At 74.6% G+C, this 14,851-nt stretch carries 11 protein-coding genes; 7 read left to right on the top strand and 4 right to left on the bottom strand.

Translation table 11 applies throughout. The features are described from left to right. The first annotated feature begins 150 nt into the window (after positions 1-150). The 5 genes from ACZ6W9_RS29095 (at position 151) to ACZ6W9_RS29075 (ending at position 8,478) form a co-directional block, all read left to right on the top strand. On the top strand, positions 151-2,808 hold the full coding sequence (locus tag ACZ6W9_RS29095) for a serine/threonine-protein kinase (protein ID WP_470120589.1): 2,658 nt from the start codon (positions 151-153) through the stop codon (positions 2,806-2,808). After that, on the top strand, positions 2,805-4,769 hold the full coding sequence (locus tag ACZ6W9_RS29090; protein WP_470120587.1) for a serine/threonine-protein kinase: 1,965 nt from the start codon (positions 2,805-2,807) through the stop codon (positions 4,767-4,769). Before ACZ6W9_RS29095 ends, ACZ6W9_RS29090 begins: the two co-directional genes overlap by 4 nt. Positions 4,770-4,819: 50 nt before the next feature. Continuing rightward, on the top strand, positions 4,820-6,277 hold the full coding sequence (locus ACZ6W9_RS29085; protein WP_470120585.1) for a serine/threonine-protein kinase: 1,458 nt from the start codon (positions 4,820-4,822) through the stop codon (positions 6,275-6,277). A 448-nt stretch (positions 6,278-6,725) separates the two neighbouring features. Then, on the top strand, positions 6,726-7,505 hold the full coding sequence (locus ACZ6W9_RS29080; RefSeq protein WP_362939025.1) for an electron transfer flavoprotein subunit beta/FixA family protein: 780 nt from the start codon (positions 6,726-6,728) through the stop codon (positions 7,503-7,505). Between the two features lie 19 nt (positions 7,506-7,524). Beyond that, positions 7,525-8,478 carry an electron transfer flavoprotein subunit alpha/FixB family protein gene (locus ACZ6W9_RS29075; RefSeq protein ID WP_389959667.1) on the top strand — a complete coding sequence of 318 codons (954 nt, stop codon included), beginning with the start codon at positions 7,525-7,527 and terminating at the stop codon, positions 8,476-8,478. A 184-nt stretch (positions 8,479-8,662) separates the two neighbouring features. On the opposite strand, the gene ACZ6W9_RS29070 is transcribed toward ACZ6W9_RS29075, so the two are convergent. The 3 genes from ACZ6W9_RS29070 to ACZ6W9_RS29060 all read right to left on the bottom strand — a co-directional run bounded on the left by ACZ6W9_RS29070 (position 8,663) and on the right by ACZ6W9_RS29060 (position 11,436). Continuing rightward, positions 8,663-9,451 (bottom strand): rhomboid family intramembrane serine protease, encoded by a 789-nt coding sequence (locus ACZ6W9_RS29070; RefSeq protein ID WP_389959670.1) that lies wholly within the window; start codon positions 9,449-9,451, stop codon positions 8,663-8,665. Positions 9,452-9,590: 139 nt separating this feature from the next. Next, on the bottom strand, positions 9,591-10,787 hold the full coding sequence (locus ACZ6W9_RS29065; RefSeq protein ID WP_389959673.1) for an MFS transporter: 1,197 nt from the start codon (positions 10,785-10,787) through the stop codon (positions 9,591-9,593). 142 nt (positions 10,788-10,929) lie between these two features. Continuing rightward, complete coding sequence (locus tag ACZ6W9_RS29060; RefSeq protein WP_362939037.1) at positions 10,930-11,436, bottom strand: TetR/AcrR family transcriptional regulator; 507 nt, start codon at positions 11,434-11,436, stop codon at positions 10,930-10,932. A gap of 174 nt (positions 11,437-11,610) precedes the next feature. Between ACZ6W9_RS29060 and ACZ6W9_RS29055 the strand changes: the two genes are divergently transcribed. Continuing rightward, positions 11,611-12,774, top strand: a complete 1,164-nt coding sequence (locus ACZ6W9_RS29055; protein ID WP_389959676.1) for a cysteine desulfurase family protein — start codon at positions 11,611-11,613, stop codon at positions 12,772-12,774. Positions 12,775-12,932: 158 nt separating this feature from the next. Continuing rightward, a complete protein-coding gene (gene mnmA / locus ACZ6W9_RS29050; RefSeq protein ID WP_389959678.1) occupies positions 12,933-14,003 on the top strand; it encodes a tRNA 2-thiouridine(34) synthase MnmA in 1,071 nt (356 codons plus the stop codon). Positions 14,004-14,173: 170 nt separating this feature from the next. On the opposite strand, the gene ACZ6W9_RS29045 is transcribed toward mnmA, so the two are convergent. Then, the gene (locus tag ACZ6W9_RS29045; protein ID WP_389959680.1) at positions 14,174-14,815 is read right to left on the bottom strand and encodes an MBL fold metallo-hydrolase; all 642 of its coding nucleotides are present in this window, start codon (positions 14,813-14,815) and stop codon (positions 14,174-14,176) included. Positions 14,816-14,851 lie beyond the last annotated feature (36 nt).

The following is a 14,851-nucleotide window of genomic DNA, read 5'->3' as shown; positions in this document are numbered from 1 at the left end:
GGGAAAATGGGCGAACCGTCGCCGAAAAGAGATTGAGTGTTGCCTGCCTTTGGGAAACCGTTGAAGCCTGGCGGACGTTGTTTGTTCGGGGAGTATGGCCTGATGGTTCAGCTCACGGGCGGTGTTTAACCGGATATGGTGCTACATGCCATGAATCAGGACGACCGATTGGGTCCTTACCGGCTGCTCAGGCGGCTCGGCGAGGGCGGCATGGGCGTGGTCCATCTCGCCACCGACCCCCGCGGCCGCCAGGTGGCGGTGAAGGTCCTGCGCGGCGAGGTCGCCGGAGACGACGTGGCGCGTCGCAGGCTCTCCCGCGAGGTCGAGACCATGCGCCGAGTGCGCAGCGAGTACATCGCCGAGGTCGTCGACGCCGACGTGACCGGCCACCGCCCCTACATCGTGACGCGATACGTCCCCGGCCGCTCGCTGGAGGAACTGGTCAAGCAGGACGGCCCGCTGGAGCTGTCCGGCCTGCTCCAGCTCGCCCACGGGGTGGCGGTGGCGCTGGCCGCCGTGCACTCCGTCGGGGTGATCCATCGTGACCTCAAGCCGGGCAACGTGCTCATCCTGGAAGGCCGTCCCGTCCTCATCGACTTCGGCATCGCGCAGGCCGTGGACGCCACCCGGCTCACCCAGACCGGCATGTTCATCGGCACGCCCGGCTACCTCGCCCCCGAGATCATCGAGGGACACGAGGCCGGACCCGAGGTGGACGTGCACGCCTGGGGCGGCACGCTGGTCTTCGCGGCCACCGGTCGTCCGCCCTTCGGCAAGGGCACGCTGGAGATGATCTTCTACAACATCACGGCGGGCAAGGCCGACGTGGACTCGGCCCCCGAGCCGCTGCGGCCGCTGCTGCGGGCCGCGCTCCAGCGCGACCCGGCCAGGCGTCCCACGGCGGCCGAGCTGGCCGAGCAGGTGGGGCGTCTGATGGCCAGGGGCGGCCGGCCCTGGGCGCCCGACGAGATCGCGACGGTCCCGCGCTTCGGCGACACGGGCCCCGGAGGCCCCGGCGCTGGTGGCCCCGGAGGTCACAGCGGTCCCGGCGGCCTCGGCGTGGCCGGCTCCGGTGTCACGGGCCCGGCGGGCGGCGGCTTTCCCGGCGGGCCGGACGGCTCCGGAGGCCGGGGGATCCCCGGCGGGGACGGCTTCCCCGGCCGGCCGGGCGATTCCGGAGGCGCGGGCCGGCCGGGCGACCCCGGTGAGGTGCCGATCCCGGCGACGCCCCGCCCGGGTGCCGGGCCGTGGCCGCCGCCCCAGCCGACCCAGCCGTCCCCGGTCGTTCCGTCTTCTCCGGCGTCCCCGGCGCACGAGTACGTCTCGCTGCTCGGCGAACAGCGGCCCGATGGGTGGCGGCCCGAGGGACGGCGGTCCGACGAGGGGCCAGGGGAGCGGCGGCCCGATGAGCGGTCCGGCGAGCGAGCCGGTGAGCGGCGCGCTGACGGGCAGGGGCCCGGCGGGCAGCGCTCCGGCGAGCAGTGGTCCGCCGGTCGGCCGGCCGAGCGTTCGGCCGACCGGTCCGATCCCTGGCCCACCCGCAGGGTGACGCCCGATGAGCTGCGCCGCGCCGCCGTGGAGGACGCCCACGACCTGCCCACCGGCGCGCTCGGGCCGGAGGACCTCCCGACCGGCCGCGTGCCCACCGGTCCGTCCGGCATCCCCGGCGCATCGGGGCCGGGCGCATCGAGGCCGGGCATGTCCGGGCCGGGCGCACCGGGATCGGGCGCATCAGGGCCGGGCATGCCCGCACCGGGCGCGTCGGGGCCGGGCGTGTCCGCCCCCGGCACGTCGCGGCCGGGCGCGTTCGGGCCGGGCGGGTCCGGTCCGGGCGCGTGGACCGGATCCGAGCGGTCCGGCATATCGGGTATGTCCGGCGACGGTGCCCGGCCCGGTGTCTCCGATCGGTCACGGCCCGCACCGCGGGTGCCGGACGGCGACATCCCGACGCAGCGGGTCCGTCCCCAGGAGTTGCAGGAGTACGCCCGCGACCACCAGGCCCGGCCCGGCTCGGGGCCCGGGACCGCCCGCCCGGCGGCGCCGTACCCGCCGCCGGTGCCCTCCGGGGGGCCGCGTGACCGGTGGCCCGCGCCGGCGGACCCGTTCGAGCACACACCGAACCTGCGGCCCGACCGGCACTCCGCGCCGCCGCCCTACCCCTACCCTCACCCCCGGCCGCCCGGGGCTCAGGCGGGTCACCTGTTGCAGCGTTCCCGGGCGCACGGCGTCGCCGCGACGATGGCGCTGGTCGCCGTCGCGGCGGTGGCCGTCCTGGCGCCGGTCCTCGCCGCCGTCGTGGTCGTGCCCGCCGTGATCCTGCTGCGCGCGGCCGACATCGCCCAGCCCGGCCTCGGCGCCCGCCGTCCGGCCGGCGCGGCGGCGGCCGACGTCCTGCGGGTGCTCGGCGACCCCGCCGCGCTGCTGAAGGCGGTGGGCGTCACGATCGCGCTCCTGCCGTACGCGCTGATCCTCGGCCTGCCGGTGACGCTCCTGCTGACCGTGCTGGTCACCGGCATGCCGGTGACGAACGCGCTGAGCTGGGGGGCGGCGGTGGCGCTGTGGGCGATCTGCGCGGGACCGGGGGTTGAGGGCCCCAGCCGCCAGATGCGACGTACGCTGGCATCATTGCTGCCTTCGCGCGGCGCGGCCGTGATCACGGCTGTGGCGCTGGGGGCGGCGGCGGTGCTGGCGGTCGTCATGGCGGCCGGAACCGTGCGCGACGGGGCACGGGAGGCGAGGTGGACGCCGGTCGGTGTCAAGACGGTGGTGAGCAGACTGGACGAGCTACGGGAGAGGGCGGGGCGATGACGGGGGAGACGCAGGCGCCCGAGAGGCTGGGCCCTTACCGGCTGCTCAGGCAGATCGGTGAGGGCGGGATGGGGGTCGTCCACCTGGGGCTCGACGAGGACGGCCGCGAGGTGGCGGTCAAGGTGCTCCACCCCCACGTGGCCGCCGACCTCAAGGCCCGCGACCGCCTCACCCGCGAGGTCGAGACCATGCGGCGGGTGCGCAGCCCACAGGTCGCCGAGGTCGTCGACGCCGAGCTGACCGGCAGGCAGCCCTACATCGTCACCCGCTTCGCGCCAGGCCGCACGCTGGAGGACATCGTCCTCACCGACGGGCCGCTCGACGCGGACGGGGTGATCAGGCTCGCCCGGGGCCTGTGCGCGGCGCTGGTGGCGATCCACGCCGCCGACGTCGTCCACCGCGACCTCAAGCCGGCCAACGTGATGATCGTCGACGGTGAGCCGCTGGTCATCGACTTCGGCATCGCGCACCTGGTCAACGCCACCCGGCTGACCCAGACCGGCATGTTCGTCGGCACGCCCGGCTACCTCGCCCCGGAGATCATCCGTGACTCCGAGATCACCCAGGCGGCCGACGTGCACGCGCTGGCCTCGACGGTGTTCTTCGCCGCGACCGGCAAACCGCCGTTCGGCACCGGCAGCTTCGAGGTCGTCTGCTTCAACATCATGGAGGGCCGGGCCAACATCGACCAGGCCCCCGCCTGGCTGCGCGGCTGGCTCCGCCGGGCGCTGGCGGTCGACGCGGACGCCCGGCCGAGCGCCCAGGAACTCCTCCGGATGGCCCGCGAGCTCGACCCCACGGCCACGGTCCTGCACGAGACGCCGCCGCCCGCCGACGGCGGCACCCGCGTCATCGACGCCGACGGCACCCGCGTCCTCGACGACGGCGGGACCCGGGTCCTCGACGCCGACGGCACCTCGACCCTGCCCGGCGGGCCGGGGTCCCCGCCGGGCGGCACCCGCACGCTTCCGCGCGGCGACGACTACGCGGACCTGCTGCCGCCGGTGGAGTACGCCAGGCCCGAACGGCGGACCCGGCCGGCCCGCCCCGAGCCGAGCCTGACCCCCGAGGGGATCGCCCCGTACGTGCCGGCCACGCCGCCCCCCTACGCCGCGGCCCCGACGCGGCGGGGCGCGTCCCCTCCGCCTCCCTACCCCGACCAGCGGGTCGCCGGCTACCCGCCGCCCCCGCCGACCGGGCAGCCCCAGCCGTACGCCCCGCCGGCCCAGGCCCGGCCGCACACCCCGCCGGAGGCCCGGCCCCGGCCGCAGGAGCGCGCCCCCTACCGCACCGGCCACCCGCTGGCCGCGGCGCTGCTGCTGACGATCCTCGTCGGGCTGGCCTGCGTGCGCCCGGTCATGGTGAGCGCCGTCGCGCTGGTCGCGGTGCTGTGCCTGCGGGTGGGCGAGTACCTCTTCGGGGACCTCGCCGAGCGCCGCTCGGTACGCGGCGGTAGCGCCGCCGATCCGCTGCTGGCGGTGCTGGGCACGCCGTGGGCGCTGGTCAAGGCGGTGTTCGCCACCGTTCTCACCACCCCGCTGGCCGCGATGTTCGGAATGTGCGTGTGGGGCGCGCTGCGGTTCGGCGCGAACCTTGGGCCCAACACGGCCGCCGCCTACGCCGCCGGGGGGTTCGTGGCCGGGCTGTTCGTGCTGCCCGGCGGGGGCAAGCCGCGCAAGGCCGTCGCCCGCACGCTCACCGCCTCCATCCGCAGCCCCGGCGCGGCGATGGTGACCACGATCGTCCTGGGCACGCTGGCGTTCTTCGCGGTGATGGCCGTGTTCACCATGCACCCGTCCTTCGCGCCCTGGAAGCCGCCGACCCAGGTCATCGACCAGCTCACGCTGGAATGGCAGAACCAGGTGAACCGCGGGAAGATGGGCGTTCTCGACCTCGTCGGCGGTCTCGTCGACGACCTGCTGAACAGCCTGGGTCTGGGTTTCGTCACCTTCTGGAAGTGATCGTCCCCCTGGGGCACGATGGGGGGACGCCGACGCCGGAGGGAGTTCGCATGGGAGCACCGGACGGCGAGAGCCTGGGCCCCTACCGCCTGCTGTCCACGCTCGGCGCGGGCGGCTTCGGCGAGGTCCACCTCGCGCTGGACCCCGAGGGGCGCACGGTCGCGGTCAAGATCCTGCACCCGCACGTCGCGGCCGACGCGACGGCCCTGGCCCGGCTGGCCCGCGAGGTCGAGACCATGCGGCGCGTCCAGGGGCCGTACGTCGCCGAGGTGCTCGACGCCTCCATGGCGGCCCCCCGCCCCTACCTCGTCACCCGTTACGCGCAGGGCCGCCCGCTCAGCGCGGTCATCGCGGCCGGGGCCGTCGAGGGGGACGGCCTGGCGCGTCTGGCGCGCGGCCTGGCCGGGGCGCTGGTGGCGATCCACGCCGCAGGCGTCGTCCACCGCGACCTCAAGCCGGCCAACGTGATCCTGAGCGACGGCGAGCCGGTGGTGATCGACTTCGGCATCGCCTGCGCACTCGACTCCGTCTCGGTCACGGTGTCCGGCGCGGTCCTGGGCACACCCGGCTACCTCGCGCCCGAGGTGCTGGAGGGCGCGGACGCCGGTCCCGCGGCCGACCTGTTCTCGCTCGGCGCGACGCTGGCCCACGCCGCGACCGGCCGCCCGCCGTACGGCGTCGGCCCGGCCTCGGCGGTCGGCTACCGCGTCGTCCACCACGATCCCGACCTGGAGGGCGTGCCCGGCTGGCTCGCGCCGCGGCTCGCCGCGTGCCTGCGGCGCGACCCGTCCGCCCGTCCCTCGGCGCCCGAGCTGCTGGCGGCCCTTTCAGCCGAGCCGCGGGTGGCCGCGCTGCCCGCCGGGAAGGCCGGCGCCGCCCGGCCGGTCCGCCCGCTCCTCGCCGCCGTCGCCACGGCCGAGCCGGCCGACGACGCCGGGGGATCCGGTGGGGCGGGGAGCGCCGTAGCCGGGCCCGCCGCCGGGATCGCGGAGGCGCGGGCCGCGGAGGCGCGGGCGGCGGAGGCGCGGGCCGCGGAGACCGGCATCGCCTTCCGAGAGCCGGGGGACGGCGCGGCCGGGACCGGGACCGGTGGCGTGGGTGGGAGCGGGCTGCACGGCCTGGTCACCCGCGAGTGGCGTCCCGGGCGGAAACGGCCACCCGGCAGGCCCTCGCCGGAGGAACTGCGCGAGCGCCGTCGCGCCGTGCTGCACCGCCGCTGGGTGATCGGCACCGGGCTGCTGACCGGGCTGGCCGCGGCGACGGCGCGGAACCCGTTGCCCGAGGTGTCGCTGCTGCTGCTGTCGGCGTACACGCTGACGGTGACCGTCGACGCGGGGGTCGCGATGTTCGCCCGGAAGAACCGCGGGCGGGCGATCCTCGACCTGGGCTGCGTCGCCGGGACGCTCGCGCTGTGGGCCGTGCTCGGCGCGTTCTTCAGCACCCTGACCCTCGCGCTGGCCCTGGGAACCGTCGTCTTCGTCGTGGCGGCGATCCTCCTGGGCTCCTGAACCCGGGGGACTTCGAACCCGTAGGGCTCTGGACCCGCGGAGCCCTGAGCCCGCCGGTTCCGGGGAGCGGGAGACCTCCGGCGGTTCGCCTCACGGGCCGTCACCCGCCGGGCCCGCGGGGCGTCTTTTCGCCGCGGGCGAATCCCGGGTGAGGCTCCCGCGTGGGTGGAACATAGTTCGGTTAGGGTGGGGGAACCGGTCGGAACGGGGGTGGATCGCCGGGTGAATGCCATACTGCCTGGCGGTTTGCACCTAAGCTACCGATGGGTAACATGATGTCGGGAGCCGGCGGGCGCGCGCCGGACCGGACATCCCACTGTCACGCCCCCTTCGGGCACCTGGCAGTCTTGGCATCACGTGCACGTGCCCCGCGTGCGCGTACCGCACATCCGGCGCCAACCGCAACGACGCGGTGGCGTACGCGAACACGGGAGGTCGGCCACCGGCCATGAACATCGTCGTCTGCGTGAAGCAGGTCCCCGACACGGCGACCGAGCGCAAGCTGAGGTCCGATGACAAGACGCTCGACCGCGACGCCGCCGACGGCGTCATCAACGAGCTGTGTGAATACGCGGTCGAGGAGGCGCTGCGCCTGAAGGAGGCCCACGGCGGTGAGGTGACCGTCCTCACCATGGGTCCCGGCAAGGCCACCGACACCATCCGCAAGGCCCTGGCCATGGGCGCCGACAAGGCGGTCCACCTGGTGGACGACGCGCTGCACGGCTCCGACGCCCTGGGCACCTCCTACGCCCTGGCGCAGACCCTCAGGAAGATCGGCTTCGACCTGGTCGTGCTGGGCTCGGAGTCGACCGACGCCCGCACCGGCGTCCTCGCCGCCATGCTGGCCGAGCGCCTCGGCGTTCCGCAGCTCACCTTCTCCAACAAGGTCGAGGTGAACGGCGAGACCATCACCGCCCAGCGCGTCACCGACTACGGCTACGACCGGGTCGAGGCGTCGCTGCCCGCCGTGGTCTCCGTGGTCGAGAAGATCAACGAGCCGCGCTACCCCTCCTTCAAGGGGATCATGGCCGCCAAGAAGAAGCCGGTCACCACGTTCGGCATCGCCGACGCGGAGATCGACGCCTCCCAGGTGGGCCTGGCCAACTCCTGGAGCGAGGTCGTCGACTTCGCCGCCGCCCCGCCCCGCGCGGCCGGCACCATCGTCAAGGACGAGGGCGACGGCGGCGCGAAGACCGCCGACTTCCTCGCGTCGAAGAAGTTCGTCTGAGGACGGGGGGTCAACCGAAATGTCTGAGATTCTCGTTCTCGTCGAGCACGTCGAGGGCCAGGTCAAGAAGGTCACGCTCGAACTGCTGACGCTCGCCCGCAGGCTGGGCGCGCCGTCGGCCGTCTGGGCCGGCCCCGGATACACCGCCGAGGCCCAGGCCCGGCTGGCCGAGTACGGCGCCGAGAAGGTCTACGTCGCCGACTCGGCCGACATCGCCGACCACGTCGTCGCGCCCAAGGCCGAGCTGCTGGCCCAGCTCGCCACGGAGAAGTCCGCCGCCGCGGTGCTCGTCGCCGCCACGGCCGAGGCCAAGGAGATCGCGGCCCGCCTGGCGATCAAGCTCGACGCCGGCATCCTCACCGACGTCGTCGGGATCCAGGACGGCATGGTCGCCGAGCACTCGATCTTCGGCGGCGGCGTCAACGTCCGGGCCCGGGTGACCAAGGGCCTCCCGATCATCGCCGTCCGCCCCAACTCCACGCCGGTCGAGGCCGCCGCGGGCGCGGGCGCCGAGGAGCGGATCTCGGTGGCCGTCTCCGACGCGGCCAAGGCCGTCCGGGTCGTCGAGCGCGTCAAGGAGGAGAAGGGGGCCCGTCCCGAGCTCACCGAGGCCGCGATCGTGGTCTCCGGCGGGCGAGGCGTGGGCTCGGCCGAGAACTTCTCGATCATCGAGAAGCTCGCCGACTCCCTCGGCGCGGCGGTCGGCGCCTCCCGCGCCGCCACCGACGCCGGCTGGTACCCCCACCAGTTCCAGGTCGGCCAGACCGGCAAGACCGTCTCGCCGCAGCTCTACATCGCCGCGGGCATCTCCGGAGCCATCCAGCACCGGGCCGGCATGCAGACCGCCAAGACGATCGTCGCGATCAACAAGGACCCCGAGGCGCCGATCTTCGAGCTGGCGGACTTCGGTGTCGTGGGCGACCTGCACCAGATCGTCCCGCAGCTGACCGAGGAGATCGCCAAGCGCAAGTGACGCGCGGCCCGCGAGGCGGGCACGGAACGCCGGAGGGCGCCGCACACGCGTGCGGCGCCCTCGTGCTTTCGGACGGCCCGCGTCCTCCGCGCGTTCGGGCGGCCCGTGCCCCCTCGCGCTCGGACGGCCCGTCTCCTCCCGCGCTCAGACCTTCCGCGCTCGGACGGCTCGCGCCTTCGCGCGATCAGACCTCCCGCGCCGGTGCGGCGGGCCGCCCCGCGACGGCCAGGCCGCAGACGAGGCCGCCCAGCAGGGCCGGGCCGTGCAGATCGGAGAACGCCGCGAGGAGCGCCCCGCCGGCCGTGACGACCGCGGGGAAGACCCACCGGGGCATCCGTTCGCGGTGGACGACGAGCTGGGCGCCCGCCGCGCAGAGCACGACGAGGGCGACGGTCCCGGCCGTCGAGCCGCCCAGGAGCCCGGCGGCCGTGAGGATCAACGCGTAGAAGGCGGCCACCGAGCCCGCCAGGGCCCCGGCGCGAGAGGCTCCGGTCCGTGAGGTTCCGGCCGGCGGTGTTCCGGCTTCCGGGCTCCCGGCCCGCGTGCTTTCGGGCCGCGTGTTCTCGGTGCGCGTGGCCCCTGCCCGTTCCCGCAGCGCGGCGATCGCGAGGCCGCCCGCCAGGCCGCAGACGGCGATCGAGTTCCCGGCGCCGACGGTGCCCCACAGCATCCCGGCCACCTGGCCGCACACCGCGCCCGCGCCGTACAGGGCGAGCCATCGCCACGGTCCCAGGGCCCGTTCGGCGAGGCAGCCGACCACGGCGAGCGTGACCAGGTTGAAGGCCGTGCCCGCGATCCCGCCGTCCTGGGTCACCAGCGAGGTGAGCAGCCGCCACCACTGGCCGCCGGCGACGGCCGCCGGATCACGTCGCAGCGCCGGTTCCAACGCCGGAAGGACGAACTGGAGCAGGCTGGGCACCGCCGTGACCGCGACGGCCGCGGCGGTGACGAGGGGGGTCGGCGTCCTGGGCATGACCCGATGATGCAGGGAGACCCGAGCGCGCCGGTAGTCCGGGCCTCCCCGTGCTCACCGGTACGGATGTCATCCCCCTCGACCGGCTCAGGCCACCTTGACGGAGCGTGGCACCGAGCCGGGCGGGTGTGGTGGCCGGTCAGGCGGCCATGGAGAGTTCGCGGCCGGGGGTCTCGGCCGGGGCGGCGGGGGCCTGTGTGCCGGTGCGCGGCAGGAACCGCGCGGCCACGGCGATCAGCAGGCCCAGCACCACGGCGATGCCGAGCGCGGCCCGCAGGGTGGCGACATCGGAGATGAAGCCGATGACGACCGGGCCGAGCAGCAGCCCCGCGTACCCCATCGCACCGGTCTGGGCGATGGCCGGACCGGGGTTGGCGACGGCGCCGCCCGCCAGGGACAGGGCCATCGGGGAGATCGTCGCCACCCCGATGCCCACGAGGAACATGACGGCGATGGCGACCATGGCCGTCGAGGCGGTGAGGACGACGGCGAACATCGCGGCGGTCACCAGCCCGGAGACCATGAGCATGCCGCGGGCGCCGAAGCGGGCCCGGATCCGGTCGCCGCCCAGACGGCCGAACAGCATGCCGGCCTCCAGGACCGGGTAGCCCAGCGCGGCCAGCGCCTCGGGGGCGCCGAGCACGTCGCGCAGGTACAGACCGTTCCAGTCGGCGACCGTGCCCTCCACCATGAAGGCGCAGAACGCGATCACACCGAGCAGGTAGACCACCGGCGGCATCCGGCGGCGCGACCCGGCCCGGCCGTCCTCGGTGACGACCGGATCGGGCAGGTAGGTGCGGCTGATGGCGACCAGCAGGGGCAGCGAGACCAGGGCCACGATGGCCAGGTGCGCCGTGGACGACAGCCCCGCGGCGATGGCCGCGGTGCCGAGCAGGCCGGCGGAGATCGCTCCGACGCACCAGCCGGCGTGCATGCCGTTCATCAGCGGACGTCCGTAGGTGCGTTCGACGGCCGAACCCTGGGCGTTCATCGCGACGTCCACGGCGCCGAACGCCATGCCGAAGAGCCCTGCGGTCACCAGCAGCAGAGGATACGTCGGCGCGAACGCCAGCAGGGCGAGCGTCGCCGCGCAGAGGGGGGCGCCGACCCGCAGTACGCTCCGGCTGCCGAAGCGGGTCATCACCCGGCGCATGGACTGCATGGTGACGAGGGCGCCGAGGCCCCACACCAGCAGCGTCACGCCGACCGACGCCTCGGACAGGCCGAGTTTGTCGGACAGCGCGGGGATGCGCACGGTCATCGATCCGCACATCAGTCCGGCGAGCACGAAGGTGAGAACGGCACCGGTACGGGCCATCCTCAGGGCGCGGGTCATCACTGGCTCCTTCAGATGAACTCAAACGAAAATCGTTGAACGTCGATCGGGCACGCACGAGCGGGCCGCCTCCGCGTGGGCGGAGACGACCGCGGGTGCGATCGGTCGGAGGGGTTGCGCAGGGGCCGCGGGAGCGGTTCGCTCAGGCGGGCAGCAGCGCCAGCAGGCGCCGTTTCAGCTCGTCGTAACGCTCGTCGTCGTACAGGGCGGGGTCGTGGCTGGCCACGTCCCACAGCCCCTCGCAGGCGAGCCGTACGATCTGCGCGGCGGCCGGGTCGGGCTCGTCGTCCAGCCCTTCGCGGTGCCACCTGGCCATCGCCTCGCGCAACGGGGCGAGGAGGAAGAGGTTGCCGGACGCGCCGGTGACCACGGCCCAGCGCCGCAGCCTGCCGGTCCGCACGGCCTCGAACGTGGCGGCCAGGTAGTTCTTGGTGTAGGTGTCGTGGCCCTGGGTGGCGACGAGCTGGTCGAAGTCCTCGATGAGGCGCTCGACCATGCCTTTGATCAGGGCTTCTTTGGAGTTGAAGTGGTAGAGCAGACCGCCCTTGCTGCATCCGGCCCGCTCCGCGACGGCGGCCAGGGTGAGGGCCGCGGAACCCTGGTCGCAGAGGAGGTCCTCCGCCGCGTCCAGTAGCTCTTCTCGTCGCATGACATTTACTGTACCGTCCGGACGGTACAGCGGCAAGCGCGGCGGCTGTGACGCGCGTGACACCCGTGCCGCCCCGGTGCCCCGGTGCCCCCGGGACCACGGCGACGGCGTCCGTCCGGGCGCGGATACGCTTGGAAGGGCCGGAGGAAAGCGGCCGGGGAAGGAAGTGCGGTCGTGGAGTCTGCCTATCTCGATCACGCGGCGACCACGCCGATGCTGCCCGAGGCGATCGAGGCGATGACCGCCCAGCTCGGCGTGGTCGGCAACGCCTCGTCGCTGCACGCCGCGGGCCGCCGGGCCCGCCGGGTCGTGGAGGAGTCGCGGGAGAGCATCGCGGAAGCGCTGGACGCCCGGCCGAGCGAGGTGGTCTTCACCTCCGGCGGCACCGAGGCCGACAACCTGGCCGTCAAGGGCCTGTACTGGGCCCGCCGCGCCAGGGGCGCGACCCGGATCCTGATGAGTGCGGCCGAGCACCACGCGGCCCTCGACCCCGCGCACTGGCTGGGCGACCACCAGGACGCGAAGGTGGAGCTGCTGGAGGTGGACGAGCTCGGCCGGGTGCACCCGCAGACCCTCCGCGACGCCGTCGAGCGCGACCCGGAGAGCGTCGCCCTGGTGAGCGTGATGTGGGCCAACAACGAGGTCGGCACCGTCCAACCGGTCCGCGTGCTCGCCGCCGTCGCCCACGACCACGGCATCCCCTTCCACACCGACGCGGTGCAGGCCGTCGGCCAGCTCCCGGTCGAGTTCGCCGCCTCCGGCGTGGACGCCATGACCGTCTCCGGCCACAAGGTCGGCGGCCCGATCGGCGCCGGCGCGCTGCTGCTGGTCCGGGGCGTCGACCCGGTGCCGGTGCTGCACGGCGGCGGACAGGAGCGCGACGTGCGCTCCGGCACGCTCGACACCCCGGCGATCGCCGGGTTCGCGGCGGCCGTACGGGTCGCCGTGGGCCGCCGGGCCGAGACCGCGGCCAGGCTGACCGCGCTCCGCGACGAGCTGATCCGCCGGGTCCGCGAGGCCGTCCCCGACGTGATCCTCAACGGCGACCCGGTGAACCGGCTGCCCGGCAACGCGCACTTCTCCTTCCCCGGATGCGAGGGCGACGCGCTGCTGATGCTCCTGGACGCCAAGGGCGTGGAGTGCTCGACCGGCTCGGCGTGCTCCGCCGGGGTGGCGCAGCCCTCCCACGTCCTGCTGGCCATGGGCGCCGACGCGGTACGGGCGCGCGGCTCGCTCCGCTTCTCCCTGGGCCACACCTCGACCCGGGACGACGTGGACCGGGTGGCCGCCGTCATCGGCACGGTCGTCGAACGCGCCCGCCGGGCCGGCCTGAGCTGACCCGCGCCGCGCGGCCGTACGGTGACCGGGACCCGGGACCGCCCGGCCGTACCGGAGCCGGGGCGTCCGCGCGGCCGTACGGTGGCCGCCCGCGCGCCGGGGCACGGCGCGGCCCGAGCTGACGGCGTACCCCGTCGCGACGGTACGCTCAAGGGGCTATGACACTTCGCGTGCTTGCCGCCATGTCCGGCGGCGTCGACTCCGCCGTGGCCGCCGCCCGCATCGCCGAGGCCGGCCACGACGTCACCGGGGTGCACCTGGCACTCTCGGCCAACCCGCAGTCCTACCGGACCGGCGCCCGCGGTTGCTGCACGGTCGAGGACTCCCGTGACGCCCGCCGGGCCGCCGACGTCATCGGCATCCCCTTCTACATCTGGGACATGGCCGAGCGCTTCCACCGCGACGTGGTGGAGGACTTCGTCAGCGAGTACGCCGCCGGCCGTACGCCCAACCCGTGCCTGCGGTGCAACGAGAAGATCAAGTTCGAGGCGGTCCTCACCCGGGCCCTCGCCCTCGGCTTCGACGCGGTGGCCACCGGCCACCACGCCCGGCTCGCCGACGGCGTGCTGAGCCGCAGCCCCGACGCGGCCAAGGACCAGTCCTACGTCCTCGGCGTCCTCACCAGGGACCAGCTCAGGCACGCGATCTTCCCGCTGGGCGACTCCACCAAGGCGCAGGTCCGCGAGGAGGCCGCCCGGCGCGGGCTCACCGTGGCCGACAAGCCCGACAGCCACGACATCTGCTTCATCGCCGACGGCGACACCCGGGGCTTCCTCGCCGACCGCCTCGGCGCGGCCCCCGGCCCGATCGTCGACGTCTCGGGCGAGGTCGTCGGCACCCACGAGGGCGCGTACGGCTTCACCGTCGGCCAGCGCAAGGGCCTGCGCGTCGACCGCCCGGCCCCCGACGGCCGGCCGCGCTACGTGCTGTCCATCGAGCCGGTCTCCAACACCGTCACGGTCGGCCCCCGCTCAGCCCTGGAGGTCACCGCCATCGTGGCCGTCCGGCCGGTCTGGAACGGCCCGGTCGCCGAGCCGCGCGAGCCGCTGGCCTGCACCGTCCAGCTCCGCGCGCACGGCGAGGTGTACGGCTGCCGCGCCCAGCTCTCCGGCGACGAGGTGCACATCACGCTCGACGCCCCGGCCACCGGGGTCGCGGCGGGCCAGGCGGCGGTGCTCTACGTGGGCGACACCGTGATCGGCTCGGCCACCATCGCCACCGCCGCGTGACCGTCCGCGCCGGCGGGCCCGTCCCGCCGGGGCGGGCCCGCGCCCGCGGTGCACGGCGGGCCTGTCCGGCCACGGAGGCCGTTTCCCCGATGACGTGACGGACCGCCCTCCAGGGGCGCCCGTTCACCGGAGCGCGGGCCGGCGCTCCGGCCTTCGGGCCGGGGAGGAGCTCAGGGCAGGGTGACGGACTCGCCCGGCTTGAGGCGTCGTATCTCGGCCTTCTGCTCCTCGCTCTCCCGTTCGAGCCAGCCGTCGACCAGGCGGAGCCCGACGTCGTTGAGCAGGCCGTCGTGGGTGGAGAAGGCGCGGGCCGGGCGGACGCGGCGCAGATACTCGATCGCCTCCGCCATCCTCATCCAGGGCGCGTTGGTCGGCACCAGGAGGGTGGGGACCTCCGCGCCGGGCGGGGTGAACGCGTCACCGGGGTAGAAGACCTCCTCGTCGACCAGGAACCCGACATTGCGCACGGCCGGGATGTCGGGGTGGTTGGGGGCGTGCCACTCGCCGACCGCCCTCACCCCGAAACCGGCCGTGTCGAACGCGTCGCCGTGCCGTACGGTCCGTACCTCGGCGGGGAGGCCGGTCAGTGTGGCGGCCACCGCCTCGTTCGTCCAGATCTCCAGCGACGGGTCGGCCTCGGCCGCCCGGCGCAGCCGCTCGGCGTCGACGTGGTCGAAGTGCTCGTGGGTGATGAGCACGGCGCGCGCGCCCTCCAGCGCGGACTCCTCACTGAGGGTGCCGGGGTCGATGACCAGGGCCGAGCCGTCCTTCTCCAGACGGACGCACGCGTGCCCGAACTTCGTCAGCTTCATCGTCCCAGCCTAGCCACGGCCCCGGGACGCCACCCG

The organism is Streptosporangium sp. NPDC053982 (assembly GCF_055585205.1).
The sequence above is the reverse complement of the archived record's forward strand: the minus strand, read 5'-3'. Positions and strand labels throughout refer to the sequence as shown.

What these genes read in the sequence shown, in the direction of transcription:
- ACZ6W9_RS29080 (WP_362939025.1), top strand. Translation starts at nt 6,726, where the DNA reads ATGAACATCGTCGTCTGCGTGAAGCAGGTCCCCGACACGGCGACCGAG.
- ACZ6W9_RS29065 (WP_389959673.1), bottom strand. Translation starts at nt 10,787, where the DNA reads ATGACCCGCGCCCTGAGGATGGCCCGTACCGGTGCCGTTCTCACCTTC.
- mnmA (WP_389959678.1), top strand. Translation starts at nt 12,933, where the DNA reads ATGACACTTCGCGTGCTTGCCGCCATGTCCGGCGGCGTCGACTCCGCC.
- ACZ6W9_RS29060 (WP_362939037.1), bottom strand. Translation starts at nt 11,436, where the DNA reads ATGCGACGAGAAGAGCTACTGGACGCGGCGGAGGACCTCCTCTGCGAC.
- ACZ6W9_RS29090 (WP_470120587.1), top strand. Translation starts at nt 2,805, where the DNA reads ATGACGGGGGAGACGCAGGCGCCCGAGAGGCTGGGCCCTTACCGGCTG.
- ACZ6W9_RS29085 (WP_470120585.1), top strand. Translation starts at nt 4,820, where the DNA reads ATGGGAGCACCGGACGGCGAGAGCCTGGGCCCCTACCGCCTGCTGTCC.
- ACZ6W9_RS29075 (WP_389959667.1), top strand. Translation starts at nt 7,525, where the DNA reads ATGTCTGAGATTCTCGTTCTCGTCGAGCACGTCGAGGGCCAGGTCAAG.
- ACZ6W9_RS29070 (WP_389959670.1), bottom strand. Translation starts at nt 9,451, where the DNA reads ATGCCCAGGACGCCGACCCCCCTCGTCACCGCCGCGGCCGTCGCGGTC.
- ACZ6W9_RS29095 (WP_470120589.1), top strand. Translation starts at nt 151, where the DNA reads ATGAATCAGGACGACCGATTGGGTCCTTACCGGCTGCTCAGGCGGCTC.
- ACZ6W9_RS29045 (WP_389959680.1), bottom strand. Translation starts at nt 14,815, where the DNA reads ATGAAGCTGACGAAGTTCGGGCACGCGTGCGTCCGTCTGGAGAAGGAC.